This is a genomic window from Nocardia sp. NPDC023733 (assembly GCF_040639775.1).
Classification (GTDB): Bacteria; Actinomycetota; Actinomycetes; order Mycobacteriales; family Mycobacteriaceae; genus Nocardia; species Nocardia rosealba.
In genome coordinates, this window is the sequence record NZ_JBFAAN010000001.1 from 967,928 (window position 1) to 994,423 (window position 26,496).

27 protein-coding genes are annotated in these 26,496 nt (G+C 68.5%); 17 read left to right on the forward strand and 10 right to left on the reverse strand.

Annotation, left to right across the window (positions count from 1 at the left end):
* The first annotated feature begins 65 nt into the window (after positions 1–65).
* Positions 66–1,202: a hypothetical protein gene (locus AB0F86_RS04385; protein WP_356981939.1), complete on the forward strand. Its 1,137-nt coding sequence runs from the start codon at positions 66–68 to the stop codon at positions 1,200–1,202.
* A 70-nt stretch (positions 1,203–1,272) separates the two neighbouring features.
* Positions 1,273–2,106 carry a tRNA (adenine-N1)-methyltransferase gene (locus AB0F86_RS04390; RefSeq protein ID WP_067635738.1) on the forward strand — a complete coding sequence of 278 codons (834 nt, stop codon included), beginning with the start codon at positions 1,273–1,275 and terminating at the stop codon, positions 2,104–2,106.
* A 117-nt stretch (positions 2,107–2,223) separates the two neighbouring features.
* Here AB0F86_RS04390 and AB0F86_RS04395 read toward each other — a convergent pair whose 3' ends face one another.
* Positions 2,224–3,504, reverse strand: coding sequence for an acyltransferase family protein (locus tag AB0F86_RS04395; protein WP_356981941.1), 1,281 nt, complete (start codon positions 3,502–3,504; stop codon positions 2,224–2,226).
* 145 nt (positions 3,505–3,649) lie between these two features.
* On the opposite strand from AB0F86_RS04395, the gene AB0F86_RS04400 reads away from it, so the two are divergent.
* Positions 3,650–4,159, forward strand: coding sequence for a DUF4442 domain-containing protein (locus tag AB0F86_RS04400; RefSeq protein WP_356981943.1), 510 nt, complete (start codon positions 3,650–3,652; stop codon positions 4,157–4,159).
* A gap of 65 nt (positions 4,160–4,224) precedes the next feature.
* Here AB0F86_RS04400 and AB0F86_RS04405 read toward each other — a convergent pair whose 3' ends face one another.
* Positions 4,225–4,746 carry a hypothetical protein gene (locus AB0F86_RS04405; RefSeq protein WP_356981945.1) on the reverse strand — a complete coding sequence of 174 codons (522 nt, stop codon included), beginning with the start codon at positions 4,744–4,746 and terminating at the stop codon, positions 4,225–4,227.
* Between the two features lie 201 nt (positions 4,747–4,947).
* Here AB0F86_RS04405 and arc point away from each other — a divergent pair, with 201 nt between their 5' ends.
* Positions 4,948–6,708 (forward strand): proteasome ATPase, encoded by a 1,761-nt coding sequence (arc, locus tag AB0F86_RS04410; protein WP_181696435.1) that lies wholly within the window; start codon positions 4,948–4,950, stop codon positions 6,706–6,708.
* Between the two features lie 308 nt (positions 6,709–7,016).
* Here arc and AB0F86_RS04415 read toward each other — a convergent pair whose 3' ends face one another.
* From AB0F86_RS04415 to AB0F86_RS04425, 3 genes are all read right to left on the reverse strand, one after another.
* Positions 7,017–7,703 (reverse strand): peptidylprolyl isomerase, encoded by a 687-nt coding sequence (locus AB0F86_RS04415; RefSeq protein ID WP_181696434.1) that lies wholly within the window; start codon positions 7,701–7,703, stop codon positions 7,017–7,019.
* A gap of 94 nt (positions 7,704–7,797) precedes the next feature.
* Positions 7,798–8,292 (reverse strand): nitroreductase/quinone reductase family protein, encoded by a 495-nt coding sequence (locus AB0F86_RS04420; protein ID WP_356981948.1) that lies wholly within the window; start codon positions 8,290–8,292, stop codon positions 7,798–7,800.
* 27 nt (positions 8,293–8,319) lie between these two features.
* Positions 8,320–9,438, reverse strand: a complete 1,119-nt coding sequence (locus AB0F86_RS04425; protein WP_356981950.1) for a class I SAM-dependent methyltransferase — start codon at positions 9,436–9,438, stop codon at positions 8,320–8,322.
* Positions 9,439–9,655: 217 nt separating this feature from the next.
* Here AB0F86_RS04425 and AB0F86_RS04430 point away from each other — a divergent pair, with 217 nt between their 5' ends.
* Positions 9,656–10,024 carry an arsenate reductase family protein gene (locus AB0F86_RS04430; protein WP_356981952.1) on the forward strand — a complete coding sequence of 123 codons (369 nt, stop codon included), beginning with the start codon at positions 9,656–9,658 and terminating at the stop codon, positions 10,022–10,024.
* A gap of 172 nt (positions 10,025–10,196) precedes the next feature.
* Positions 10,197–10,505 carry a hypothetical protein gene (locus AB0F86_RS04435; RefSeq protein WP_356981953.1) on the forward strand — a complete coding sequence of 103 codons (309 nt, stop codon included), beginning with the start codon at positions 10,197–10,199 and terminating at the stop codon, positions 10,503–10,505.
* 3 nt (positions 10,506–10,508) lie between these two features.
* Here the strand turns inward: AB0F86_RS04435 and AB0F86_RS04440 are convergent, their stop codons facing one another.
* The 3 genes from AB0F86_RS04440 to AB0F86_RS04450 form a co-directional block, all read right to left on the reverse strand.
* On the reverse strand, positions 10,509–11,060 hold the full coding sequence (locus AB0F86_RS04440; RefSeq protein ID WP_356981955.1) for an NUDIX domain-containing protein: 552 nt from the start codon (positions 11,058–11,060) through the stop codon (positions 10,509–10,511).
* 9 nt (positions 11,061–11,069) lie between these two features.
* Positions 11,070–11,903: a membrane protein insertase YidC gene (yidC, locus tag AB0F86_RS04445; protein WP_356981957.1), complete on the reverse strand. Its 834-nt coding sequence runs from the start codon at positions 11,901–11,903 to the stop codon at positions 11,070–11,072.
* 81 nt (positions 11,904–11,984) lie between these two features.
* The gene (locus AB0F86_RS04450; RefSeq protein WP_356981959.1) at positions 11,985–12,284 is read right to left on the reverse strand and encodes a DUF6412 domain-containing protein; all 300 of its coding nucleotides are present in this window, start codon (positions 12,282–12,284) and stop codon (positions 11,985–11,987) included.
* Positions 12,285–12,442: 158 nt separating this feature from the next.
* Between AB0F86_RS04450 and AB0F86_RS04455 the strand changes: the two genes are divergently transcribed.
* Positions 12,443–13,174, forward strand: coding sequence for a TetR/AcrR family transcriptional regulator (locus AB0F86_RS04455; protein WP_356981960.1), 732 nt, complete (start codon positions 12,443–12,445; stop codon positions 13,172–13,174).
* 3 nt (positions 13,175–13,177) lie between these two features.
* Here AB0F86_RS04455 and AB0F86_RS04460 read toward each other — a convergent pair whose 3' ends face one another.
* Positions 13,178–14,365, reverse strand: a complete 1,188-nt coding sequence (locus AB0F86_RS04460) for a DUF418 domain-containing protein (protein ID WP_356981961.1) — start codon at positions 14,363–14,365, stop codon at positions 13,178–13,180.
* Between the two features lie 168 nt (positions 14,366–14,533).
* Here AB0F86_RS04460 and dop point away from each other — a divergent pair, with 168 nt between their 5' ends.
* The 5 genes from dop (at position 14,534) to pafA (ending at position 19,471) form a co-directional block, all read left to right on the forward strand.
* The gene (gene dop / locus AB0F86_RS04465) at positions 14,534–16,033 is read left to right on the forward strand and encodes a depupylase/deamidase Dop (protein WP_181696427.1); all 1,500 of its coding nucleotides are present in this window, start codon (positions 14,534–14,536) and stop codon (positions 16,031–16,033) included.
* A 117-nt stretch (positions 16,034–16,150) separates the two neighbouring features.
* Positions 16,151–16,345 carry a ubiquitin-like protein Pup gene (locus AB0F86_RS04470; RefSeq protein WP_067492090.1) on the forward strand — a complete coding sequence of 65 codons (195 nt, stop codon included), beginning with the start codon at positions 16,151–16,153 and terminating at the stop codon, positions 16,343–16,345.
* Between the two features lie 65 nt (positions 16,346–16,410).
* Positions 16,411–17,184 carry a proteasome subunit beta gene (gene prcB / locus AB0F86_RS04475; protein WP_225282454.1) on the forward strand — a complete coding sequence of 258 codons (774 nt, stop codon included), beginning with the start codon at positions 16,411–16,413 and terminating at the stop codon, positions 17,182–17,184.
* A complete protein-coding gene (gene prcA / locus AB0F86_RS04480) occupies positions 17,181–17,948 on the forward strand; it encodes a proteasome subunit alpha (protein WP_225282383.1) in 768 nt (255 codons plus the stop codon). The genes prcB and prcA overlap by 4 nt, the downstream gene beginning before the upstream one ends.
* Before the next feature lie 164 nt (positions 17,949–18,112).
* Positions 18,113–19,471 (forward strand): Pup--protein ligase, encoded by a 1,359-nt coding sequence (pafA, locus tag AB0F86_RS04485; protein WP_181696425.1) that lies wholly within the window; start codon positions 18,113–18,115, stop codon positions 19,469–19,471.
* A gap of 136 nt (positions 19,472–19,607) precedes the next feature.
* Here the strand turns inward: pafA and AB0F86_RS04490 are convergent, their stop codons facing one another.
* A complete protein-coding gene (locus tag AB0F86_RS04490; protein WP_181696424.1) occupies positions 19,608–20,240 on the reverse strand; it encodes a TetR family transcriptional regulator in 633 nt (210 codons plus the stop codon).
* Positions 20,241–20,376: 136 nt separating this feature from the next.
* On the opposite strand from AB0F86_RS04490, the gene AB0F86_RS04495 reads away from it, so the two are divergent.
* The 5 genes from AB0F86_RS04495 (at position 20,377) to AB0F86_RS04515 (ending at position 26,464) form a co-directional block, all read left to right on the forward strand.
* The gene (locus tag AB0F86_RS04495; protein ID WP_356981964.1) at positions 20,377–21,528 is read left to right on the forward strand and encodes an acyl-CoA dehydrogenase family protein; all 1,152 of its coding nucleotides are present in this window, start codon (positions 20,377–20,379) and stop codon (positions 21,526–21,528) included.
* A 16-nt stretch (positions 21,529–21,544) separates the two neighbouring features.
* On the forward strand, positions 21,545–22,297 hold the full coding sequence (fabG, locus tag AB0F86_RS04500; RefSeq protein WP_356981966.1) for a 3-oxoacyl-ACP reductase FabG: 753 nt from the start codon (positions 21,545–21,547) through the stop codon (positions 22,295–22,297).
* A 15-nt stretch (positions 22,298–22,312) separates the two neighbouring features.
* Positions 22,313–23,470, forward strand: coding sequence for an acyl-CoA dehydrogenase family protein (locus AB0F86_RS04505; protein ID WP_356981968.1), 1,158 nt, complete (start codon positions 22,313–22,315; stop codon positions 23,468–23,470).
* Positions 23,470–24,666, forward strand: a complete 1,197-nt coding sequence (gene pcaF, locus AB0F86_RS04510; protein ID WP_356983723.1) for a 3-oxoadipyl-CoA thiolase — start codon at positions 23,470–23,472, stop codon at positions 24,664–24,666. The genes AB0F86_RS04505 and pcaF overlap by 1 nt, the downstream gene beginning before the upstream one ends.
* Before the next feature lie 304 nt (positions 24,667–24,970).
* Entirely contained in the window at positions 24,971–26,464 is a 1,494-nt protein-coding gene (locus AB0F86_RS04515) for a long-chain fatty acid--CoA ligase (protein ID WP_356981970.1), read from the forward strand.
* Positions 26,465–26,496: the final 32 nt, after the last annotated feature.

Consider the following 26,496-nt stretch of genomic DNA (forward strand, 5'->3'; position numbering starts at 1 on the left):
GGTAACGGCACCTACCGACAGGTTCACGATTCGTCCATCGGGGCGGTGTCTGTCAAGATCGCCGAATGCGAACGATCCGGGTGGGGGCGGCCGTGGCCGCGATGATCATGCTCAGTGCTTGTGAGGAACAACTGCCGCCTGTGGCCACGAGTACATCGGCCAGTGCACCGACGACCACCGCGACCAGCCCCGAGCAGGATTTGCGGACCGGCAAACTCGCCGAGGGCTTCCGGATGGCCGACGCGCTGACCCTCGGCTCCGATATCGACCCGACCTTCGTGCGCCGAGGACCGCTCGGTGTCCTCACCGAGCCGATGCTCACGATCATGGCGGGCCACAACAACGCGGTGAGCGCCGCCGCCGCGGCCGAGGGTCTGATCACCGGCTTCGCCGTCCAGCGCTCCAACGGCGGCGAGACGAGCGCCGATACCCAGTGGCTCACCCACGGCATCCTGCGTTTCCCCGACAGCGCGTCCGCGACCAGGGCGGCCGACGCCCTGGCCACCGCCGCGACCACACAGAGCGGTCTGCTCGAATCCGGTGACTGGGTGGTCACCGACCTGCCGGAAGCGCCGGACAGCCGGGTCGTCACCATGACGAACCGCGGCAGGCTGGACGGCATGGCCTTCACCCCGCACCGGGAGTACGTGGTGTTCACCCGGATGAGCAACGGTGCGCTCCCCGAGATCGGGAAGATCATCCGCGCCGCGCTCGAACGTCAACGCCCCGAACTTGATTCCTTCGCGGCCACCCCGGTCGCCGAGCTGGCGAAAGTCCCCTACGACCCCACCGGGATCCACGCACTCGCCGTCGGCAAGGGCGGTGCGAGCCGGGGAGCCTTCGGCAGGCACGCCGCGGCGCATTACGCCGACGACCAGCAGGCGGCCCGCGCGCTGTTCGACAAGGTCGGGGTGAGCGCGTTCGGCGTCGAAGGCAGCATCGTCTACCGTGCCGCCGACGCCACAGGCGCGGCGGCCTTGCTCGCGGCCGACACCGCCGAGTTCGGTTCCGATCGGGAATGGAAGTCGATGGCTGCCCCGACGGCCGTCCCCGGATCGGTCTGCTGGGCCGAGACCGACGAGAGCAGTTGGGCATGCCTGGTGTCGGTCGGTCGCTACGTCGCGCAGGTCCCCGCCGACACCGAAGCCGAAGCGCACTCCCTCCTCGCCGAACAGCACCGCGTGCTCACTGCCGCGAAATAGCTGACCCGTCGATCGCGCGAATCGCCCCGCCTGGCAGGCTTGAGACTTCCATTCGAAGAACGGGAGATACATGACGGCCAGACGGACCGGTCCATTCGCGATCGGGGACCGGGTGCAGCTGACCGATGCCAAGGGGCGCCTCTACACGGTGGTGCTCGAGGAGGGCAAGGAGTTCCACACCCACCGCGGCGGCATCAAGCACGACGACCTCATCGGCGCCGACGAGGGCTCCGTGGTGAAGTCGATCAACGGCACCCCGTACCTGGCCCTGCGCCCGCTGCTCACCGACTACGTGCTGTCGATGCCGCGCGGCGCCACCGTCATCTATCCCAAGGACGCCGCCCAGATCGTGCACGAGGGCGACGTGTTCCCCGGTGCGCGGGTGCTCGAGGCAGGCGCCGGTTCCGGTGCGCTGACCTGCTCGCTGCTGCGCGCGGTCGGCTCCGAGGGGCAGGTGATCTCCTATGAGATCCGCGACGACCACGCCGAGCACGCCGTGCGGAATGTGGAGACCTTCTTCGGTGAGCGCCCGCCGAACTGGTCGCTGACCGTCGCCGACGTGGCGAACTACGACGGCGAGCAGGTCGACCGGGTGGTGCTCGACATGCTCGCGCCCTGGGACGCGCTGCCCGCGGTGTCGAAGGCGCTGGTGCCCGGTGGCGTGCTCATCGTGTACGTCGCCACGGTCACCCAGCTGTCCAAGGTCGTCGAGGCGATGCGTGAGCAGGAGTGCTGGACCGAGCCGCGCTCCTGGGAGTCGATGGTTCGCGGGTGGCATGTGGTCGGGCTCGCGGTGCGTCCCGAACACCGGATGCAGGGGCACACCGCGTTCCTGGTGAGCGCGCGCCGCCTCGCCGAGGGCACGGTGACGCCGAAGCCGCAGCGTCGTCCGTCGAAGGGCTGAGTTCGATCACGGTCTGCCCCCGCATCGGGTGCTCCGCCGGGTGCTGCGGCGACCCGATGAACCCATCGCGGGTCGGCGCGCCTAGCGGGGGCACACCGCCGCGGAGCCGTGGGTCGTTCATGCCCTGGTGAGCAGCCGCGCACCGAAGAGTGCCGTGGCGGCGACCGCGAACCAGGGCAGACCCTCCGTGGTGAGGCCTCCGCGAGTGGCCTGCAGTATCGCGAGCCCGGCCGCCGCCACAGCAAACAGCACGGCCGCGGAACGGGCGCCGCGCACCGCCGCGACCGAGCCGTCCCACCAGCGCATCGGCGAGTTCTCCAGCCCGCGCAAAGCCAGGAACGCGAGCACGGTGAGGACCAGCGTCGCGCCCAGCTGCACGGCGGTGAGCAGCCAGAAGCCTCGGTGGGTCGGGCCGGCCCGATCGCCACTGGCCAGGTGACTCAGGACGAGCACCGTGAGCAATGCGGGCATGTGCCACAGGTAAAGCGTCATCGCGCCGGTGTTGCCGATGACCGTGAGCCACCACACGCGTGGCCGCGCCGCCAGCCGCCGTACCCACGGGGCCACCGCGACCGCCGCGCAGCACAGCGCCACCGCGTGCCCCGCGAGCAGGAGCGACGGTGGCGCCAGGTTCGACAACCGCTGCCCGGGAACCGTCACCATGCTGGTGTCGTACGGCCCGGCGACGACCAGCGCCACGTCGACGAGCAGGACCACACCGGCCAGCAACGCGGCGACCCGACGGGACAGCAGGCCGCGCAGATAGCCGATCCCCAGCACCGCCGGGATCAGCCACACGACGAGATTCAGGAAGCCGGCTTCGGCAGGTCCACCGCCGAGCCGCACCGCGTCGACGATCGCGGTGGCCAGCACGATCGCCGCGATCGTCGCGAACATCCTGCCGGTGCCGGTCACCCAGGTGGCCAGCAGCGGCGTACAGGCCAGCACCGCCAGATACATGCCGAGAAACCACAGCAGCTGCACACTGGTGATCGCGAGCGGCCGCTGCCAGCCCGGTCCGAGCGCCGACCCGGCGGCGAACACCAGCGCCGCCGAGGCAGCCAGAAAGTAGCCGACCGGCCGGATCAGCCGCTGCGTGCGCCGGAAAAGCCAAGCGCCCCAGGATGTTCCGGGGGAAATGCCGCGCGCGCCCGCCGCGACGCCCGCGAAGAAGAACAGCGGGAGCACCTGCAGCAGCCAGGTCAGCGGCTGGAGGGCAGGCAGATCGGCGAGCACATTGCCGAAACGGACGTCGTCGCCCGACACCGACACGGTCAGCATCAGGCAGTGACCGACCACCACGACCACCAGCGAGGAGATCCGCAGCAGATCGAGGAACCGATCGCGATCGGCGGGCGTATTCGCCGCCACCACAGCCACACTCGGCACAACACTCATGCCGCAACCATCGCAGAAACCGGGCCGCGACCACAGCGCGGAACTACCCACCCCGTGCGTGGAATTACTCGGATACGATCCGCCGAACCGATTTCCGCGCGCCGGAGGCGGATCGCCGCCCGGCGGCACACGAGGGGGAGAACGTATGACCGATCAGTCCGAAAAGCCGATGCGGGACCCGTCGGCGGGAACCTTGTACCCGGGCACATCGGCCCGGTTCTACCGCGCCGCGTTCAACGTCTTCCCGCCGTACCTGTTCGGCGGCGTGCGCGTGAAAAGCATTGCCCCCGACTGGACTTCCGTGCACGTCACGTACACGGTCCGGTGGTGGAACCGCAACAGTCCCAACCGGGCGGCCTTCGGCGGCACGCTGTACTCGATGACCGACCCGTTCTTCGCGATCCTCGCCTACGGCCAGCTCGGGCGCGGGTACCGCATCTGGAACACCACCGGGTCGATCGAGTTCCTCACACCGGGCCGCGGCACGGTCGCCACCGACATCACCCTGTCGACCGAGGAGGTGGCGGCGATCAGGGAGACCACCGCCGACGGTGCGAAGTCGCTCACCCAGCACACCGCGCAGATCTTCGATCGGGACGGGACACTCGTCGCGCGCGCCGGGCAGACGCTCTACGTGCGCCGCTTACGGGACTGAGCGGGCCGCTACGGTGCCGATCGGCCCGGGGTGATACATCGGGGTCCCCGGGCCGGAGCGGGACGTCAGGCGGGCGTGCAGGGCGCTTGCGCGAAGCCGAGGAGCAGGCAGCCGCTGGCGTCGGACAGCTTCCAGGTGCCGTCGACGCGCTCCCAGGTCACCGGGAAGGCGGGCGCGGTGCCGTGCGGCGAGGTGATGGTGACGTCGGCGGTGGCCTTGTCGCCGCTGGTCGCGACGTTGTCGACGGCGAAGGTCAGGGTGTAGCCGGCCAGCATGCCGTTCATCTGGTCGATATTGGGCTTGCGCGCCTCACCGTTGACGATCAGCTTCGCCTTCTCGTCGCTGGACAATCCCGGGTCGGCGAACTGGACGAGAGTGGCCTTCAGGGAATCGGCGGACGGTGCCCCCGCGTTGTCTCCCGTGGGCGCCGGAGTTGCCGAAACGCTGGACGGAGCGGCCGAGATGCTGGTACTGCTGCTGGTGGCGTTCGTCGAGGAATCGTCGGAACCGCAAGCGGTGAGGCCGACGGCGAGGGCTGCGGCGGCGGCAGCGACGGTGACACGGATCGTGCGGGTAGGAAGGAGCATGTTCGGCAACAACCTTTCGGCTCGATGGGCGAGTAGTCCGCCCTGTGCCCCGTACGGGCTTAGGGGAGCCTAACAGGATGGATTCGGTGGTTTGATGTCGTACCGACCGTACAAGATGTGATCACGACGAAACCATGTCGGAAAGCGAGAACGGACCGCGCCCGGTAGCGTTGATAGACCGGGACTGGGAGGAGCAGCATCATGAGCCCCAACGAGAATTCGGATTCGGCGGCCTGGCGAGAGCTCGAGGCGGTACGCGCCGAGGCGGCTGCTCTCCGCAGGCAACTCGCCGACTCGCCGGATCGCGCACGCGAATTGGAAGCACGAATCGATTCGCTGACCATCCGCAACGGCAAACTGATGGACACGCTCAAGGAAGCGCGCCAGCAGTTGATCGCCCTGCGTGAGGAAGTCGACCGCCTGGGCCAGCCGCCCAGCGGATACGGCATCGTCATCCACACCTACGACGATCAGACCGTCGACGTGTTCACCTCGGGTCGCAAGATGCGCCTCACCTGCTCACCCAACATCGACGCCGAGACCCTCGAGTACGGCCAGACGGTGCGCCTGAACGAGGCACTCACCGTCGTCGAGGCGGGCAAGTTCGACGCGATCGGCGAAATCGGCACCCTGCGTGAGATTCTCGACGACGGCCGCCGCGCCCTCGTGGTCGGGCACGCCGATGAGGAGCGCGTGGTCTGGCTGTCGGGCCCGCTGTCCAAGATCGCCGAGTACGACGACATGGACGACCCCGATTCGCCCATTCGCAAACTGCGCCCGGGTGATTCGCTGCTCGTGGACACCAAGGCGGGCTTCGCCTTCGAGCGGGTGCCCAAGGCCGAGGTGGAAGACCTTGTCCTGGAAGAGGTTCCCGATGTCGACTACACCGACATCGGTGGTCTCGGCCGTCAGATCGAGCAGATCCGCGACGCGGTGGAACTGCCGTTCCTGCACAAGGATCTGTTCCGCGAGTACGCGCTGCGCCCGCCCAAGGGCGTGCTGCTCTACGGTCCCCCCGGCTGCGGTAAGACGCTGATCGCCAAGGCCGTCGCCAACTCGCTGGCCAAGAAGATCGCCGAAGCCCGAGGTGAGGACGCCAAGGAGGCCAAGTCCTTCTTCCTCAACATCAAGGGCCCCGAGCTGCTCAACAAGTTCGTCGGCGAGACCGAGCGCCACATCCGCATCATCTTCCAGCGGGCGCGCGAGAAGGCCTCCGAGGGCACCCCGGTGATCGTGTTCTTCGACGAGATGGACTCGATCTTCCGGACCCGTGGTTCGGGTGTTTCCTCCGATGTGGAGACCACCGTTGTGCCGCAGCTGCTTTCGGAGATCGACGGTGTGGAGGGCCTCGAGAACGTCATCGTGATCGGTGCGTCCAACCGCGAGGACATGATCGACCCCGCGATCCTGCGGCCCGGCCGCCTGGACGTGAAGATCAAGATCGAGCGGCCCGACGCGGAATCGGCGCAGGACATCTTCTCCAAGTACCTCACCGAGACGCTGCCGCTGCACGAGGACGATCTGCGCGAGTTCGACGGCGACAAGCAGGCCTGCGTCGAGGCGATGATCGAGAAGGTCGTCGACCGGATGTACGCCGAGAGCGACGACAACCGGTTCCTGGAGGTCACCTACGCCAACGGTGACAAGGAGGTCCTGTACTTCAAGGACTTCAACTCCGGCGCGATGATCCAGAACATCGTCGACCGGGCCAAGAAGTACGCGATCAAGTCGGTGCTCGACACCGGCAACCCCGGTCTGCGTATCCAGCACCTGTTCGACTCGATCGTCGACGAGTTCGCCGAGAACGAGGACCTGCCCAACACCACCAACCCCGACGACTGGGCGCGGATCTCGGGCAAGAAGGGCGAGCGGATCGTCTACATCCGCACGCTCGTCACCGGCAAGAACGCCTCGGCCAGCCGGGCGATCGACACCGAGTCCAACACCGGTCAGTACCTGTAACCCTCGCCGGCGGAGGCCGTGTTCCCGCTTCGGGAACGCGGCCTCCTCGGTGTTCTGTTCGGATTTTTTTCACCGAAACGCTGCGCGCGGATAAGTGAATAAGGCACGCTTCACTTGTCTCTCCCAGTGAGGGAGACCAGTTACGAGGGAGTGTTGCCATGACCGGTTCGGCCGCCGATTTCCTGACCGAAGTGATCCTGCAGACGATCGCCAACCTGTTCAGCTCGATCAGCGCGGGCTGATTCAGCCCGGTTGCGCCGAAGGGCCGCGTCTCCGTTCCCGGAGACGCGGCCCTCGTGCGTTGTGGCTCAGTTCGCGGTGGTGGTCACCTGGTCGAGGACGACCTCGGCCAACGGGGTGCCGTCCGAGCCGCCGCCCGCCACGCCGCCGTTCGCGATCGTGGTCAGCGCGTCCATGCCGGAGACCACCCGTCCGAAGGGGGTGTAGTTGGGTGGCAGCGTGCTGTCGCGGTAGACCAGGAAGAACTGGCTGCCGTTGGTGCCCGGTCCCGCGTTGGCCATGGCGACGGTGCCTGCCGGGTACACCGCGCCCGCGAGGTTCTCGTCGCCGAACTTGTAACCCGGGCCGCCGAGGCCGGTGGCCGTCGGATCGCCGCACTGCAGGACGAAGATGCCTTCGGTGGTGAGCCGGTGACACCGGGTGTGGTCGAAGTAGCCCTCGCCGGCGAGGAAGGCGAACGAATTCACCGTGCGCGGCGCCGCGGCGGCATCGAGTTCCAGTTCGACGGTACCGCAGGTGGTTTCGAGAGTTGCCGTGTAGGCGGCGGCCGGGTCGATGGTGAGCGCGGGCTCGGCAGGCCACTGCTTGCCGTTGGGTTGGCCCGGTGCGGCCGGGCTGCAACCGGGCAGTACCTGTTGCTGCGGCGCGGTCTGTGCGGCGGGCGCGACGACGACGAGCGCGGCCGCGGCAACGCCGACGCCGAGCATCGCGCGCCGGAGGGTGCCGATGAATCGAACCTGCGAATGACTGCTCACCTGGGCGGTGTCTCCTCGAAATGGGGTGCTGCCGGACGATGTACCGCGCATCCTGCCAGCCGCGCCCGCCGGGGGCCAGGCTTTGGGACAGGAATCAGTGCGGAGCCAGCTGGACGACCACACCACCCTGCTGCCACGTCTGATAGATGTCGGCTTTGGACGGCTCGCCGTCGGCGGTGTAGCCGATCCCGTTGAACTTGGCGTTCTGCTTGTTGTCCCTGGCGATCACGGTATACAGGTCGAGCACGGCGGCTTCGTCGGAATGCACGGTGGCGGTGAAGGTCTCGGGTGCCCCGCCGCGGGTGAGCCGCACCTCGGCACCGCCGCGCAGGTTCTTCACCCAGGGGCGAAGCGCGGTACCGATGAGCAGGGTGCCCTCGTGCACCGTGTAGGCCACGGGAATGTCGTAGACCTTGCCGGACTTGCGTCCGGTGACGTGCAGTGTCGCCAGCCGCTTACCGACGATGCGCGACAGCACCGGCACCTTCAGCAGCCCGCGCACGAAGGTATTGACCCGGTTCTGATACGGACGCAGTGGCTCGGGCCCGGTGGTTGTCGTTGTTCCGTAAGGGTTTTCGGAGGCGCTCATGGCTCCCAGTATCGCGGCATGTGCCGGTCAGCGCGCCCGCAAGCGCCACAGCGTGGTCGTCTCGGCGGTGCGGGCGGCGGCCAGCGGGTCGTCTCGATCGCTCGCACGTGGGTGGCGTGGGCGGGTGGTGAGCTTGCCCATCACGTGCAGGCCCGCGTCGTCGAGCAGGCGGGCGATCTCCTCGGGCGGGCGCAGCCCCAGCAGTTCGGCCAGGTCCGACAGCACCAGCCAGCCCTCGCCGTGCGGGGTGAGGTGGGCGCGCAGTCCGTGCGCGAATTCCCGCAGCATCGACTGATCCTGGTCGTAGACACCACGTTCCAGGTCGGAGGTGGGGTCGCCGGGCAGCCAGGGCGGATTGCATACCACCAGGTCGGCGCGCCCGGGCGGGTACAGGGCGGGGCCGGTGACGGCGATCCGATCCGACCAGCCGAGGCGCTTGGCATTGTCGGCCGCGCACCGCAGCGCGCGGGGATTGATGTCGGTCGCGACGATCTCGGAGACGCCGCGCTGGGCCAGCAGGACCGCGAGCACCCCGGTGCCGGTGCCGAGATCGAAGGCGGTGCGGACTTCGGGGTCGAGGGGAGCGTCGGCGACCAGGTCGACGTATTCGCTGCGGGTCGGCGCGAAAACCCCGTACCCCGGGTGGATGCGGGCACCAAGTGCGGGCACCTCGATGCCCTGCTCGTGCCAGCGCTGGGCGCCGAGAACGCCGAGCAGTTCGGCGAAGGTGACGACCCGGGCGCCGTCGCCGCGACCGTAGGCCGCGGTGCACGCGGCCCGAACGTCGGGCGCGCGGCGCAGCTCCAGTTCGTTGCCCGCCTCGAGGCAGATCAGCACGTTGCCGAGAATGCTTGCGCGCGTGCGTTTGCGAGCCCGCTCGCGGTGATAGAGGGCACCGAGATCGGTCGGCGCGTGCTTCGCGGGGCGGCGGTCGGCGCGGCGACCGAGTGCCTGCAGCAGCTGGCGTCCGTTGTGGTAGTCGCCGCGCCACAGCAGCGACTCACCCGCGCGGATGCGGCGGAAGGCGTGATCGGCCGAGAGGGTGTCGTCGGCGACGGTGACGGTGTTCGGGGCGGGCGTGCCGTTCTCCGAATGCCAGTCGGCGTGGAATCGGTCGTTGTCTTCGGTCCAGGTGATGGTGGACACGGGGATCTCCCGGTGGTCGATGTGCTGTGAGACGCGACGAGCACTTCGACGGGAGACGACAGGGGACAACCGCGGTCGCTACCGCGTCGAAATGCGCGGGTCGGCGTCGCCGAGGGCCATGCCGAGCGTCACCACTGCTGCCTTTCGAGGGGAGGAACGCTCTATTCTGCCGTACAGGCCGGGCGGGCCGTCCACCGGCCGTGATTAGGCTGCGGTCATGACATCTGGACAGACCGAGATCTGGCACAACCCGCGGTGCACCAAGAGCCGGAACGCCACCGCCCACCTCGACGCGAACGGCGTGGAGTACACCGTGCGGCGCTACCTCGACGATCCGCCGACCGTCGAGGAGCTGCGCGCGGTGCTCGCCCGCCTCGGCAAGGAGCCGTGGGACATCACCCGCACCGGCGAGCAGATCGCCAAGGACCTCGACATGGCGAACTGGGGCCGCACCGCCGCCGATCGGGACCGGTGGCTGAGCGCGCTGGCCGAGCACCCGAAGCTCATCCAGCGCCCGATCGTGCTCACCGCCGACGGCGGCGCCGTCGTGGCCCGCGACGAGGAATCCCTGCGCGCGCTCGACTGACCATTCGCGATTGCCCGGCGATAACTATTCGAGCACGGCCGTAACGTGTCGGCCGGATCCGATGATGTAGCTCACATCAGCGCGACACCGTGTCCGCTGCACATCTATTCGGACCGAGCGTGGCCAAGCCTGCGGATCACCGAGCAGCCCGACCACGCGCGTGGAGGTTGACATGAAATCGCTTCGCAAGATCGCTGTCGCGACCACCGCTGCCGGGCTCATCGGTGCGTCGACCATGCTCGCCGCGCCGGCGCAGGCCCAGCCGCCGGGCCACTGTTCGGTGAACCCGATTGCGGGCACCGGCGCCTTCTCCCAGTGCGGTGATCCGGTGTGGCATCAGGTACGCGTCACCTGCTGGGCCTGGTGGAACTGGTTCAGCAGCTACGAGCGTTACGGGCAGCCCGCGTTCGGTGGCTGGCATTCCGAAACCGCCTGTGATCTGCCGTTCAGCATGCAGACCTGGTCGGTGGTCGTCTACTGACACTCAGTCTCGGGGGCCTTCGTCCCCGGTGAGCAGGTCGTCGAGAACGGCCCGCGTATCGGGGACGAAGGGCCACGTCGGGTCGCTCAGCGCGGCCCGCAGTTCGGCCTCGGTCCACCACCAGCCGTCCGCGATCTCGGACGGCTGGTGGCGGATCGGACCGTCGTGGCGGTACTCGAAACCGAACAGATGACAACGCAGGTGCCTGCCCGCCCACACACCGTCCCAGGACGCCGTGGCGCGCAGCGGTAGGCGCGTGGCCGGCGTGACGGTGATGCCGAGTTCCTCGCGCAATTCGCGGACCGCCGTGTCGGTCGGGTCCTCGCCCGCGTCGACCACGCCGCCCGCCAGACAGTCGTGCATCCCCGCGAAGACGAGTTTGCTGTCTGTGCGCCGATGCACATAGACGCGCGTCCCGTCCAGGGATCGGACGAGGACGCCCGCACTGGCATGCCAGAGCCCGTCGCGATAGACGACGCCCCGCTCGGCCGTACCCGTCACGCGGCCCTCGGCGTCGTACACGGCGAGTAGTTCGGACTCCGGATGCGGCGACACGGCCCGAGACTAACCGGCCGTTCTGCGTCGCGGTGCCGCGACAGGCGCCGCGGCCTCGGGCAGGAAGGCGCGGCGGAGGAGATATTGCTGGCAGAGGGTCCACAGGGCGTTCGTCGCGAAGTACACCAGGACCACGATCGGCAGGATCGCCCCGCTCACCAGCGCGCCCGCCGGGAACACCCACAGCGACAACGTCCGCATCACCGCGGCCGTCGGGTTGTCGGCCGCCAGGGGCGTGAGACGAGCGGTGCAGTGCGTGGCGAGCGCGGCGATCAGCACCAGCGCCACCACGAACACAGCCGCCGACGCGCCGGCCCCGAACAGCGTCGCCGACAACGGTGCGCCGAACAGGCGGGCATCGAGAAACGCCCGGACCTCGTCGGCACCGAAGAAGTAGTTCGCGGTGGCCGCGTTGACCTCCGGAGACAACGGTGTGCGCGTCGCGGTGAACGGGCCGACGGCGAACGCCCCGGTCCGGTCGAACGAGCGCAACACATGGAACAGGCCGAGGAAGACGAAGGCCTGCGCGATCATCGGCCCGAAACCCGCGAACAGGCGCACGCCGTGCTCGCGGTGCAGCCGGCGGATCTCGGTCGTCTGGGCGAGCGGATCGTCCTTGTGGGTGCGGCGGATGCGGTCGATGCGAGGTTGCAGCGTGCGCAGAACCGCTTGTGACCTGGCTTGGCGCAGCGCTGTCCTGACAAGCAGCGCGCGCACGGTGACAACGAGTGCAACGACGGCGATCAGCCAGGTGAAGCCGGTGGCCTGGCCGAAGGCGAGGGCGAGGAGTTGGTGCCAGCACCACAGAAGTGCGGACACGGGGAAGTACACGAAATCGAGCATGGCGGAACGACCTGTCCGAAGGGCGTGCGCGACGGCACGGCAGGGGAGTGGGATCACGGAATCCGACAGGCGCGCGGCCCGTCAGCGGTGATCGATTCCCGGTGCTCGCGGACGTGGGCGACCGGCGCCGTCCGGATTGCTCTGCGGCAGGAACGCGCCACGCAGCCTGCGCTGCGCCGAACGGGGCGGACCGGCACACGCGACTCGGACGGGCACGTGCCTGCCGCTGGTGACGGCGACCAGCGCGCACACCATGGCGGCCGCGACCGCACCGAAGGCGAGCATGCGCGCGGTCTCGCCGCCGGGAGTCGTCATGAGCACGAAGGCGGGCAGCACACACGCGAGAACCGCGTACGCCAGAATCATCGCCCGTGCCTGCACGCCGCCGAGCATACCGGCGCCCCCGCACCGTGCCGAGGGATCGAGGGCCGGGATCCGAGCGGGAACCGATCGCGCTACGCTGGCAGGAACCGGACCGTGGTCACCGGTTGCTGGAACGCGATGTCACGGTCAGTTTTGTGCCGCGTATCGTTGGCACTGTGATCGCATCATCCGCGCAGGCCGAGCAGACCGCAAGCGACGGGCGCGCCACCCGCTGGCAGGGCCACAAGGCCCGGCGCCGCACGGAGATGATCGATGCCGCCATCGAGGTCATCGAGGAACACGGCAACGAGATCTCGGTGCAGCTGATCGCCGAACATCTCGGACTGCCGAGACCGGTGGTCTACCGCCACGTCGGTGGACGCTCCGAACTCGACGCCCTGGCCCGCAGGCGCATCCTCGATCTGCTGCTCGCCGAACTGCTGCCGACCCTGCGTCCCGACGGCACCCTCAAAGAGGTGGTGCGCGCGGTGATCCGCACCTACCTCGGCTGGATCGAACGCCATCCGAACCTGCATCGTTTCCTCAGCGACGCCGCACCGCAGGTGGAGGGCGCCCCCACGCTGTCGCCCGCGGGCCGGGAGATGGGCGGTCAGCTGGCCGACATGTTCTCCGCGACCCTGGCCCGCTTCGGCATCGATCCGGCGCGCGCCCGGCCGATGGCGCTGGCCGTGGTCGGTCTGGTCGACGCGGTGATCGCCGGCTGGCGGGCCGAACCGGAACCGGTGCTCGGCGCCGAACAGATCCAGGGCATCCTCACCGAATCGGTGCTGTCGCTGCTGGAGGGCAACGCGCGCAGCCTCGGTGTTCCGCTGCAACGGGATTCGCTCGTCGCCGACCTGCTCGTCGCCCCCGAGGCGGCCCCGCCGCCCGAGGACCGGCTGCGCTGAGCGTCAACCGCGGGCCAGCGCGGTGTAGGTGCGCTGCCACAGCCACTCCACCGGCCCGCGCTCGAACCGCCGCAACCACAGGTGGGCGAAGCAGGCGATGAGGGCGACCACCAGCAGGTAGATCCCGATCGTGAACGGCACACGCGCACCGTCGGACACCCGGGCCGCAAGCCCGAAACCCCATCCGTAACACAGGATTCCGGCGATCAGGTTCTGCAGGATGTAGCAGCTCAGCGCGGTCCGGCCGACTTCGCTCAGGCGTGCCCCGGTGAAACCCATGCGCGGATCGCGCAGGTAGTAGGCGGCGACGGCGGCGAGGATGCCGAGCGCCACGAACGGTGCGGTGCCGTACCGGGTGAACAGGACCAGGTCACCACCGCCGAACACGCCGACCGCGAAGTCCACGGGCGCGGCGGCGCCGAAACCGATCACCATGAGCCACCGGCGAATTCGCGCACCCTCGGCCCGGAACACGCCCGCCCGGTACAGGTGGGCGCCGAGCAGGAACAGCGCGATCGACATCGGGAAGACGAAGATCGTCTCGATGCGGAACGTGAGAACGTGGTCCAGCCGGAATGCGACCAGCTCCCAGAACGACCCGTCGGCATAGGGATTCGGGTCGAGCCTCGAAGGCGTGGCGCGGGTGCCGTCCGGTTCGAAGGCCAGCGCCGCCGCGAGCAGCGTCAGCATGCTCACGTGCACGGTGCTCGCCACGATCACCCAACGGCGTTGCGCGCGTTCGCTTGTCGCCAGCAGGTAGGCCACGACGAGACCGGTGACCGCGTACCCCATCAGCACGTCGAACTCCGCGACGAGCAGGAAATTCAGCAAACCGTCCAGGAACAGCAACGCCGCCCGGATCGGATACTTCCCCGGCCAGCTCCGGCCCGCCCGCCGGGCGGAATCCTGCTGGATCGCCAACCCGATCCCGAACATCACCGTGAGCAGGCCGAGGAATTTGCCCTGCGCGAGCTGCTGCAGCACCCGCTCGGTCCACATCCACCCGCCCTCGGCGGCCGCGCCGAGCCCGTCCAGATATCCGACCAGCCCGGCGGGATCGGTGAAGATCCAGACATTGGTGCCGAGCGTGCCGAGAATGGCTATGCCGCGCAAGACGTCCAGTGCGGGCAACCGTCGTGGCCCGGCCGTCGCCACGGTCTCGGTGCCGGTCTGCGTCACGATCTCGCTCATGATCCGAGTATCGCGAGCACCGGTGCCGACCGGATCGCCCACGAGGACCATCGAAGGTCCCCCGTCCGGGGGACCCGGCCCCGATCGGCGTGCCGCGCCGGTACCCGAGGCGACCCCGTGGAGCCGAGATGACGGTGTGGGCGTGGCGCGTCGCCTAGGCTCGTCAGCATGCAGCGCATCATCGGAATCGAGGTCGAGTACGGCATCTCGACCCCCACGGAGCCGACGGCCAACCCGATCCTCACCTCCACCCAGGCCGTTCTCGCCTACGCGGCCGCCGAAGGGGTGCCGCGCGCCAAGCGCACCCGCTGGGACTACGAGGTGGAATCCCCGCTGCGTGACGCACGCGGTTTCGACCTCAGCCGGATGAGCGGGCCCGCCCCGGTCATCGACGCCGACGAGGTCGGCGCGGCCAACATGATCCTCACCAACGGGGCCCGGCTCTACGTCGACCACGCCCATCCGGAGTACTCCGCGCCCGAGGTCGTCGACCCGCTCGACGCCGTCATCTGGGACAAAGCGGGCGAAAGGGTGATGGAGGCCGCCGCGCGCCACGCCTCGAGCGTGCCGGGTGCACCGCGCCTGCAGCTGTACAAGAACAACGTCGACGGCAAGGGCGCCTCCTACGGCACCCACGAGAACTACCTGATGAACCGCGATACGCCGTTCAGCCACATCATCGCCGGTCTCACCCCGTTCTTCGTCTCCCGCCAGGTGATCTGCGGGTCCGGCCGGGTCGGCATCGGCCAGTCCGGTGACCACGCGGGCTTCCAGCTGTCCCAGCGCGCCGACTACATCGAGGTCGAGGTCGGTCTCGAGACCACCCTCAAGCGGGGCATCATCAACACCCGCGACGAACCGCACGCCGACGCGGACAAGTACCGGCGGCTGCACGTGATCATCGGTGACGCCAACCTGGCCGAGATGTCGACCTACCTCAAGGTCGGCACCACCGCGCTGGTGCTCGACCTGATCGAGGCGGGCGAGGACCTCTCGGAGTTCCAGCTGGCCCGTCCCGTCACCGCCGTGCACCAGATCAGCCACGATCCCACCCTGCGCGCCACCGTGGCCCTCGCCGACGGCCGCGAACTGACCGGCCTTGCGCTGCAACGTCTCTACCACGAGCGGGTCGCCAAGTTCATCGACCGCGAAGGCAACGACGACCCGCGCGTGCGCGACATCGTCGAGAACTGGGCCATGGTGCTCGATCTGCTCGAGCGCGACCCGATGGAATGCGCCAATCTGCTCGACTGGCCTGCCAAACTGCGTCTGCTCGAAGGCATGCGCAGCCGTGAAGGCCTGGGCTGGGCCGCCCCGAAACTGCACCTGATGGACCTGCAGTACTCCGATGTGCGCCTGGACAAGGGCCTCTACAACCGCCTGGTGGCGCGCGGGTCGATGAAGCGCCTGGTCAACGAGCAGGATGTGCTCGACGCGATGACCAACCCGCCGACCAACACCCGCGCCTACTTCCGCGGCGAGTGCCTGCGCCGGTTCGGTGCCGATATCGCCGCCGCCAGTTGGGATTCGGTGATCTTCGATCTCGGCGGCGATTCGCTGGTCCGCATCCCGACGCTGGAGCCGCGGCGCGGTACGAAAGCCCACGTCGGCAAGCTGCTCGAGGCGGCGGAATCGGCGGCCGATCTCGTCGAACAGCTCACCCACTGAGGCGATCCGCAGCACGACCGGGCGACAATACGATCGCTAATCGACCATGTTGTCGGATCTGCTCGGTAGGGTTGAAGAACGAGCACGATCATTGAGTGGAAGAGGAGGTCGGCTGCCATGGCACAAGAGCAGACCAAGCGCGCCGGGGGTGGCGACGAGGACGAGGGCCCCGAGGGCGACGGTGCGGCAGGACAGGAGCGGCGCGAGAAGCTCGCGGAGGAAACCGACGACCTGCTCGACGAGATCGATGATGTGCTCGAGGAGAACGCCGAGGACTTCGTGCGGGCATATGTGCAGAAGGGCGGCCAGTGACCCAAGGTGACCCGTTGCGTCTGCACGCAGGTCGGACGCTGTCCTCGTTCACCGAACATCTCCGCATGCACGCGCCGGACCTGTTGCCCGCCAACAGGTTCGGCGGCAGCGAGCTCGTCGGCGCGGATTTCGCGCCGCACGGGACGACCATCGTCGCGGTCAGTTACCGCGGCGGTGTGCTGATCGCGGGTGACCGCCGGGCCACCCAGGGCAACCTGGTGGCCTCGCGCGACATGGAGAAGGTGTACATCACCGACACCTTCTCCGCCGCGGGCATCGCGGGCACGGCCGGGTTGGCCGTGGAGATGGTGCGGTTGTTCGCGGTAGAACTCGAGCACTACGAGAAAATCGAAGGGGTCTCGCTCACCTTCGACGGTAAAGCCAACAAGTTGTCGAAGATGGTGCGCGAGAACCTGCCCGCGGCCATGCAGGGCCTGGCGGTGATCCCGCTGCTGGTCGGCTACGACGACCAGGTGACCGACCCCGACAAGGCCGGGCGGATCGTGTCCTACGACGTGGTCGGTTCGCGCAGTGAGGAACGGTTCGGCTACACCGCCGTCGGTTCGGGCTCGAACTTCGCCAAGTCCTCGCTCAAGAAGCTCTACCGGCGCGGACTGGACGCGGACCAGGCATTGCGGATCGCGGTGGAGTCGCTGGTCGATGCCGCCGACGACGACAGTGCCACCGGCGGGCCCGACGCGTTGCGCGGGATCTACCCGACGGTGGTGACCATCGACGCCGAGGGCGCGGCCGATGTCACCGAGGAACGGCTCGGTGAGGTCGCCGCGGCGATCGCCGCCGACCGGGAGGCCGCAGTGAACGGGGGTGCCAGCGCATGACGCTGCCTTACTACGCGTCCGCCGAGCAGATCATGCGGGACAAGACCGAGCTGGCCCGCAAGGGCATCGGTCGTGGTCGCAGCGTGGTCGTGCTGGTGTACGACAAGGGTGTGCTGTTCGTCGCCGAGAACCCCTCGGCGACCCTGCACAAGATCAGCGAGCTCTACGACCGCATCGGTTTCGCCGCGGTCGGCAAGTACAACGAGTTCGAGGCGTTGCGCCGGGGCGGCATTCTGCAGGCCGACCTCAAGGGTTACCAGTACGACCGGCGCGACGTGAGCGGGCGTTCGCTGGCCAACCTGTACGCCCAGAGCCTGGGGTCGATCTTCACCGATCAGCTCAAGCCGTACGAGGTGGAGCTGTGCGTGGCCGAGGTCGGCTACCCGGAGCAGGTGCCGACGTCGGTGCTCTACCGGATCACCTTCGATGGTTCCATCGTCGACGAACGCGAGTTCGTCGTCATGGGTGGCACCACCGAGCCGATCGTGACCGCGCTCAAGGCGGCCTACAAGCCGGGTCTCACCCTCGACGAGGCCCTGAAGGTGGCGATCGGCGCGCTGCAGGCCGGTCAACCCGAGGCCGACAAGGACAAGCGTGTGCTCAGTGTGTCCTCCCTCGAGGTGGCCACGCTCGAGCAGGCACGTCCGCGCCGGGCGTTCCGGCGCCTGCAGGGCGCCCCGCTCGAGCAGGCATTGGCCGGGACGACCGGCAAGAAGGTGACCGAGGCGAAGCTGCCCGAACCCGAGGACGGTTCGGACGGCTGACGCCGACGTGAAGATCGTGATCGGGCCCGTGAACCACCTCGGTTCACGGGCCCGACCTCGTCGTGGGCACACGGTCGTTCACTGTCCGAATCGTTGTGAACACGTATGCGAATGGGATCTCAGAGCGCCGCGCGGGTACTGGTCATGGCTGTAGTGTCGATAGTGTGCAGCGACGAATCATGGGGATCGAGACCGAGTTCGGTGTGACATGCACCTTCCACGGTCACCGTCGGCTGTCCCCCGACGAGGTGGCCCGGTACCTGTTCCGCCGGGTGGTGTCCTGGGGCCGTAGCTCTAATGTCTTCCTTCGCAACGGTGCCAGGTTGTACCTCGACGTCGGATCGCATCCCGAGTACGCCACGGCCGAATGCGACAGCTTGGTGCAGCTGGTCACCCACGACCGGGCCGGTGAGCGGGTGCTCGAAGAGCTGCTCATCGACGCCGAGCAGCGGTTGGCCGAAGAAGGCATCGGCGGCGACATCTACCTGTTCAAGAACAACACCGACTCCGCGGGCAACTCCTACGGCTGCCACGAGAACTTCCTCGTGGTACGTGCCGGCGAGTTCTCCCGGATCTCGGATGTGCTGTTGCCGTTCCTGGTGACGCGTCAGCTCATCTGCGGCGCAGGCAAGGTGCTGCAGACGCCGAAGGCGGCCACCTTCTGCCTGTCGCAGCGCGCCGAGCACATCTGGGAGGGTGTGTCCTCGGCGACCACCCGGTCGCGCCCGATCATCAACACCCGCGACGAACCGCACGCCGACGCCGAGAAGTACCGGCGCCTGCACGTGATCGTCGGCGACTCGAACATGGCCGAACCGACGACGATGCTCAAGGTGGGCACCGCCTCGCTGGTGCTGGAGATGATCGAGGCCGGGGTGTCGTTCCGCGACTTCGCCCTCGACAACCCGATCCGCGCCATCCGCGAGGTGAGCCACGACCTCACCGGTCGTCGGCCGGTCCGGCTGGCCGGTGGACGTCAGGCCAGTGCGCTCGAGATCCAGCGTGAGTACTACGCGCGTGCTGTCGACCACCTGCGCAATCGGGACCGTGATCCGCAGATCGACGCGGTCGTCGACCTGTGGGGCCGCACGCTCGACGCGGTCGAGGCGCAGGACTTCGCCAAGGTCGACACCGAGATCGACTGGGTGATCAAGCGCAAGCTGTTCCAGCGTTACCAGGACCGGTACAGCATGGAGCTGTCCGATCCGAAGATCGCCCAGTTGGACCTCGCCTACCACGACATCAAGCGTGGACGTGGGGTGTTCGACCTGCTGCAGCGTAAGGGGCTGGCGAAGCGGATCACCGAGGACGAGGCGGTGGATGCCGCGGTCGAGACGCCACCGCAGACCACCCGGGCCAAGTTGCGGGGTGACTTCATCACCGCGGCTCAGGAGGCCGGCCGTGATTTCACGGTCGACTGGGTGCATCTCAAGCTCAACGATCAGGCGCAGCGGACAGTTTTGTGCAAGGACCCGTTCCGGTCGGTCGACGAGCGAGTCGATCGGCTGATCGCCTCGATGTAGGCGAACCCCCACAGACGGGGGGACCGACAAAACCGGTGGCGCATGGGAGCGAATGCGTAGGCGCCACCGGTTTTGTGCTGTTCGGAGAAGCCGAGGTCGCCTGCGCCGCTCCGCCGCTGTCGGGCAGTGCCGTAGATCAGTCGGCGACAACCGCCGCATAGGTGGTCTGTAGCCCCGCGATGAACGCTGTCAGAGCCAATTCGAAGCTGTCGTCGTCGATTTCGTCGGCGATCGCGCGGAGCAGGTGGGCCTGGTTCAGGTGGGGGTAGCGGTCGCGGTAGACCTGGACGTCGTCGGCGAAACCGCCGGCGAACGAACCGACCGTCGAGCCCATCACCAGGTAGCGGGTTGCGGCACCGATCATGGTGGCGTAGCGGGGCGGCCAGCCTGCCCCGACGAGGCCGCCGTGGACGGCGTCGGCGGCACGCAGGTTCTCGGTGCGGCGACCGGGGCCCGCGGCGAGGTAGGGCACGAAGTTGGGGTGGGTGGCCAGGGCGGCTCGGTAGCTGCGGGCCCAGGATGCCAGCGCCTCGTCCCAGGTCGCGGTGTCGAAGGCTGAGGTGTCGACCCGGCTCATGACGCGGGCGGCGATGTCGTCGAGTAGCTCGTCCTTGTTGGGGTAGTGGCCGTAGAGCGAGGCGGCCTGCACACCGAGTTCGGCGGCCAGCTTGCGCATGGAGACCTCGGCCAAGCCGTCGCGGTCGATCAGGGCCAGCGCGGCCTCGCGGATGCGATCGCGGCTCAACAGCGGTACGCGTGGCCTGGCCAATGCGCCTTCCTCTCCTGCGGGAACTCTCGGGACACGAACCGTATCACCGGGGGCGGAGAACACCTCTTGATTAACCGAACGCCGTTAGGATACGGTGCCTGAGTAAACCTAACGCCGTTTGGTTCAGGAGTGTCCTGTGGATTTCCAACTCTCGTCGGCGCACAGCGATCTGCGCGATCTCGCCCGTAGCTGGGTGGAGAAGGAGGTCGTACCGCATGCGACGCGGTGGGACCGTGAGGAATCGGTCGACCCGGCGATCGTGGGCAAGCTCGGGGCGATGGGGTTCCTCGGCATCGGGATCGACGAGGAATTCGGTGGTTCCGGCGGCGACATGCTCGCCTACTGCGTGCTGCTCGAGGAACTGGGTCGCGGTGACAGCGCGGTGCGCGGCATCGTGTCGGTCTCGCTCGGCCTGGTCGCCAAGTCGATCGCGGCCTACGGCACCGAGGAGCAGAAGCGCCGGTTTCTGCCGTCGCTGTGCGAAGGTGAGCGACTCGGCTGTTTCGCGCTGACCGAGCCGGGCACAGGCTCCGACGCCGCGGGCCTGATCACCCGCGCGACCCGCGAGGGCGACGACTGGCTCCTCTCCGGGTCGAAGATCTTCATCACCAACGGCACCTGGGCCGACATCGCCCTGGTGTTCGCCCGCACCGGCGGTCCCGGTCCGAAGGGCATCACCGCGTTCCTCGTGCCCACCGACGCACCGGGTTTCGGCCGGACCGAGATCAAGGGCAAACTCGGGCTGCGTGGCCAGGCCACCGCCGAACTCGTGCTCGACGGCGTGCGCGTCGCCGACGCGAATCGGCTGGGCGAGCTCGGCCAGGGTTTCCGTATCGCGATGGGCGCGCTGGACAAGGGCCGCATCGGCGTCGCCGCCGGGTGCGTGGGTGTGGCGCGGGCCTGCCTGGAGGCGTCGGTGCGTTACGCCGGTGAACGCGAGCAGTTCGGCAAACCGATCGCGGGATATCAACTCGTGCAGGAACTGCTGGCCGATATCGCGGTGGAAACCGAGGCCGCGCGGCTGCTCGCCTGGCGCGCGGCCGACCTCGTCGACCGGGGTGAGCCGTTCGGTACCGCCGCGTCGATGGCGAAGCTGTTCGCCTCCGAAGCCGCGGTGAAAGCCGCGAACAACGCCATCCAGGTGTTCGGCGGGTACGGCTACATCGACGAATACCCCGTCGCCAAGTATCTGCGCGACGCCCGCGTGCTCACCCTCTACGAGGGCACGACCCAGATCCAGAAACTGCTCATCGGCCGCGCCCTCACCGGCGTGAACGCCATTGTCTGACACAGGAGTACGATTCATGCCCTCCAGAACTGCCTTCGTGACCGGTGCCGCGCGCGGTATCGGCGCGGCGACCGCGGCGCGTCTCGCCGAGGACGGCTGCGCGGTGGCGGTCGTCGACCTGGACCCCGACGCCGCGGTGCTGGCCGCCGAAAAGATCAACGCCGCGGGTGGCACCGCGATCGGCATCGGCTGCGATGTGTCCGACGAAACCCAGGTCGCCGCCGCGGTGGCCCGCACCGTCGCCGACCTCGGATCCCTCGATGTGCTGGTGAACAACGCGGGAGTGCTGCGCGACAACCTGCTGTTCAAGATGTCGGTCGACGACTGGGACACCGTCCTGGCCGTGCACCTGCGCGGCGCGTTCCTGTGCAGCCGAGCCGCGCAGAAACACATGGTGGACAACAGAAGTGGGGCCATCGTCAACACCTCGAGTGTGTCGGCGCTCGGCAATCGCGGCCAGGCCAACTACGCCGCCGCCAAGGCGGGCATCCAGGGACTCACCCGGACGCTGGCGATGGAACTCGGCCCGTTCGGCATCCGCGTCAACGCGGTGGCGCCGGGCTTCATCGCCACCGAGATGACCGCGGCCACCGCCGATCGGATGGGTGTGAGCGCCGAGGACTTGCAGGCGAAGACCGCCGAAATCACCCCGTTGCGGCGCGTCGGCACCCCCGCCGACATCGCGAACGTGGTCGCGTTCCTTGCCTCCGACGACGCCGGATTCGTCACCGGGCAAACCCTGTACGTCGACGGCGGACGCCGTCTCTGAATCGCGGAGATCATCATGCAGCGAACAGTTTTCACCGACGAGCACGAAGCGTTCCGTAAAACGGTGCGCGCGTTCGTCGAGTCGCGGGTCGTGCCCGTGTACGACCAGTGGTACGAGGCGGGCATCGTGCCGCGCGAGTTCTACCGCGAGCTGGCCGAGCTGGGTGTGTTCGGGATCGAAGTGCCCGAGGAATACGGTGGCGCCGGTATCGAATCGTTCAAGTTCCAGGCCGTCCTGCTCGAGGAGACCGCCCGGGCGGGTGTGTCCTTCGGCGGGTCCGGTGTGCACGTGGGGCTGTGCCTGCCCTATCTGAAGAACCTCGCCACCGAGGAACAGAAGCACCGCTGGCTGCCGGGATTCGTGTCGGGCGAGATCATGTTCGCCATCGCCATGACCGAACCGGGCACCGGCTCCGACCTCGCCGGTATGCGCACGACCGCCCAATTGTCCGAGGACGGCACGCATTACGTGCTCAACGGCGCGAAGACGTTCATCACCGGCGGAGTGCACGCCGACCGCGTGATCGTCTGCGCGCGTACCGCCCCGCCCTCGGACACCGATCGCAGACATGGAATCTCACTGTTCGCGGTCGACACGACCTCGCCGGGATACGCGGTCGGGCGCAAACTGGACAAGCTCGGACTGAAGGTGTCCGACACGGCGGAACTGTCCTTCACCGATGTGCGGGTGCCGGTGTCGGATCTGCTGGGTGAGCCGCACAGGGGATTCGGCTACCTGGGACAGAACCTGCCCCAGGAACGGCTGTCGATCGCGCTCGGCGCCTACGCGCAGGCGAAGGCGGCGATCCGGTTCGCCCTCGAATACACCAGGGACCGCAAGGTTTTCGGTCAGCCGGTGGCGCAGTTCCAGAACACCAAGTTCGAGCTGGCCGCCTGCCAGGCCGAGGTCGACGCGGCCGAAGCGGTGGTCGACCGAGCCCTCGACGCACTCGACAGCGGCGAACTCACCCCCGCCGACGCCGCGTCGGCCAAGCTGTTCTGCACCGAGGTGGCCTCGCGAGTGATCGACCGCTGTCTGCAACTGCACGGAGGCTACGGCTACATCACCGAATACCCGGTGGCGCGCTTGTACGCCGACAACCGGGTGAACAGGATCTACGGCGGCACCAGCGAGGTGATGAAGATGATCATCGCCAAGAACATGGGTTTGTGATGGGCACCGCGTACCTGGTCGACGGTGTGCGAACTCCCTTCGGCCGTTACGGTGGCGCACTGGCCGAGGTGCGGCCCGACGACCTTGCCGCCCACGTGATTTCCGCTCTGATGCAACGGTTTCCGGCGGTGGACTGGGCGGCCGTCGACGATGTGGTGTTCGGGTGCGCCAATCAGGCGGGTGAGGACAACCGCAACGTCGCGCGAATGGCGGCGTTGCTGGCCGGTCTGCCGGTCGGCGTGCCGGGCGTCACCGTGAACCGTTTGTGCGCCTCGGGGCTGGACGCGGTGGGGCACGCGGCGCGGGCGATCCGGGCGGGCGATGCCGATCTCGTGATCGCCGGCGGCATCGAGTCGATGACGCGGGCGCCCTACGTGCTGCCCAAAAGTGCCGCGCCCTGGGATCGTTCGGCCCAGCTGGCCGACACCACCCTCGGCTGGCGACTGGTGAATCCGCGCCTGCACGCGCGATACGGCACCGACACCATGCCCGAGACGGCCCAGCACGTCGCCGACGAGCACGGCGTTTCCCGCGCCGACCAGGACGCCTTCGCGCTGCGCTCGCAGCAGCGGGCGGCGGCCGCGATCGCGCGCGGGCGCCTCGCACGCGAGATCACACCGGTTCCGGTCGCGCGGCGGCGTGGCGAACCGGTCGTCGTCGAGCGCGACGAGCATCCGCGCGAGACCAGCGCCGAGAAGCTCACCGCCCTGCCGCCGGTGGTGGCGGGCGGCTCCATCACCGCGGGCAACTCCTCGGGCATCAACGACGGTGCCGCGGCGGTCCTGCTCGCCTCCGAGACAGCCGTGGATCGCTTCGGCCTCACCCCGCTGGCCAGGGTCGGCGCGGTGACGGCGGCGGGGGTGCCGCCACGCACGATGGGCATCGGCCCGGTTCCGGCGGTCGGCAAGCTACTCGCGAGAACGGGTCTCGGCATCGGCGACGTCGACGTGTTCGAGCTCAACGAGGCCTTCGCCGCCCAGGCGCTCGCGGTGACGCGGGCGCTCGGTCTGCCCGACGACGCCGAGCACATCAACCCGAACGGCGGCGCCATCGCCCTCGGCCATCCGCTCGGGGCCAGCGGCGCCCGGCTGGCCCTCACCGCGGCGCTCGAACTGACCGAACGCGACGCGCAGCACGCGATCGCCACCCTGTGCGTCGGCGTGGGCCAAGGTCTGGCCGTCCACCTGCACCGGTGACCGGCCCGCACAACCGCCGATCGTGTCGCCATCCGAGCGCGCCCGCAGCACACCCGCACCCGGACGAAAGGTTCGCATCCCGGCCGCCACGCGCAGCAGCCCGACCCGCGCGGCACCGGCAGCCTGCGCGGCCTCGATATCGGCCACCGTCGTGTCACCCGACGGCACCACCCGTCCCCACCCGCAATCCGTGACGATCCCGACCCGGTCGGAGTCGATCTCTCGCCCATCACCGCAACGATGTCCGCTCGCACCAGCGGACTCGGACAACACCTCGCCGACGCCGTCGAACCCAGGAGCACCCGTGAACGCCACCCTCTCCCTGGCGAGCATCCTCGCCGAACCCGCCCGCCGCCGCCCCGAGCACCTCGCCCTGATCGAGGGCGAACACCGCATCACGTTCGCCGATCTGTGGCGGCAAGCCCGCGCGCAGGCCGCCGCGCTGATCGCACGCGGCGTGAAACCGGGTGACCGGGTGGCGCTGCTGTGCCCGAACACCGTCGACTTCCCGCGTGCCTACTTCGCTGTGTTGGCCGCAGGAGCGACGGTGGTGCCGGTGCATCTGCTGCTCACCGCGCCGGAGATGGAATACGTCCTGCGCGACAGCGGCGCCCGCCTGCTGATCTGTCACCCGATGGTGGCACAGACCGGTGGCGAGGCCGCCCGAGCCGCCGGCATCGAGATGGTGGCGCCGGAAGACCTTGCCGGCGAGCCGATCCCGACCTTCGTCTCCCGCAGCCCACTCGACACGGCCGTGGTGTTCTACACCAGCGGCACCACCGGCACCCCCAAGGGCGCCGAGCTGAGCCATCTCAACATGGTGATGTGCGCGACGGTGAACACCTTCGACGCCAACGAGATCCACCGCGACGACATCGCCCTCGGCGCCTTGCCGCTGTTCCATGTGTTCGGGCAGACCGTGTCGATGAACTCGCACTGGCGCGTCGGCGGCACCCTGGTGCTGATGCCGAGATTCGACGCCGCGCAGGCGATCGCGTTGATGACGGCCGAACGGGTCGACCTCTTCCACGGGGTGCCGACCATGTACCTGTCGCTGATCGAGGCCGCCGCGACCGCGACCGGGCTTCCGGCGCTGAAGCTCTGTGTCAGCGGCGGTGCCGCACTGCCGGTGTCCGTGCTCGAGGAGTTCGAACGGCTCTTCCGGGCGCCCGTGCTCGAAGGGTACGGCCTGTCGGAGACCTCGCCCACGGCTGCGGTGAATCAGCCGGTGTACGGAACCGAGGCAGGCACCGTCGGGCACCCGGTATGGGGTGTCGACGTGGAGATCGCCGACCCCGACATCGCCGACCGCATCGAGCTGCTGCCGGTCGGCGAGGTCGGGGAAGTGGTCGTGCGTGGCCACAACGTGTTCAGCGGCTACACCGGCAGGCCGGAGGCGACCGCCGCCGCCGTGATCGACGGCTGGTTCCGCACCGGCGACCTCGGCACCCGCGACGAGACCGGCCGGATCCGCATCGTCGACCGGATCAAGGAGATGATCCTGCGCGGTGGCTTCAACGTGTACCCGACAGAGGTCGAGGCGGCGCTGATGCGGCATCCACGCATCGCCCAGGTGGCGGTCATCGGGGTGCCCGACGAGCACTACGGCGAGGAGATCGTCGCCGTGGTCGTGCCCGACGGCGAGGTGAGCGAGCAGGAGGTGATCGAATTCGCCAGATCCCAGGTCGCCAAGTACAAATACCCGCGTCGCGTCGAGTTCGTCACCGAACTCCCGCTCGGGCCCACGCACAAAGTGCTCAAGCGGGAACTGCGACAGCGTTTCGGCTCCGGGGAATGACCGATGTCGTGGCGAGAAGCCGCTCGTCGTGC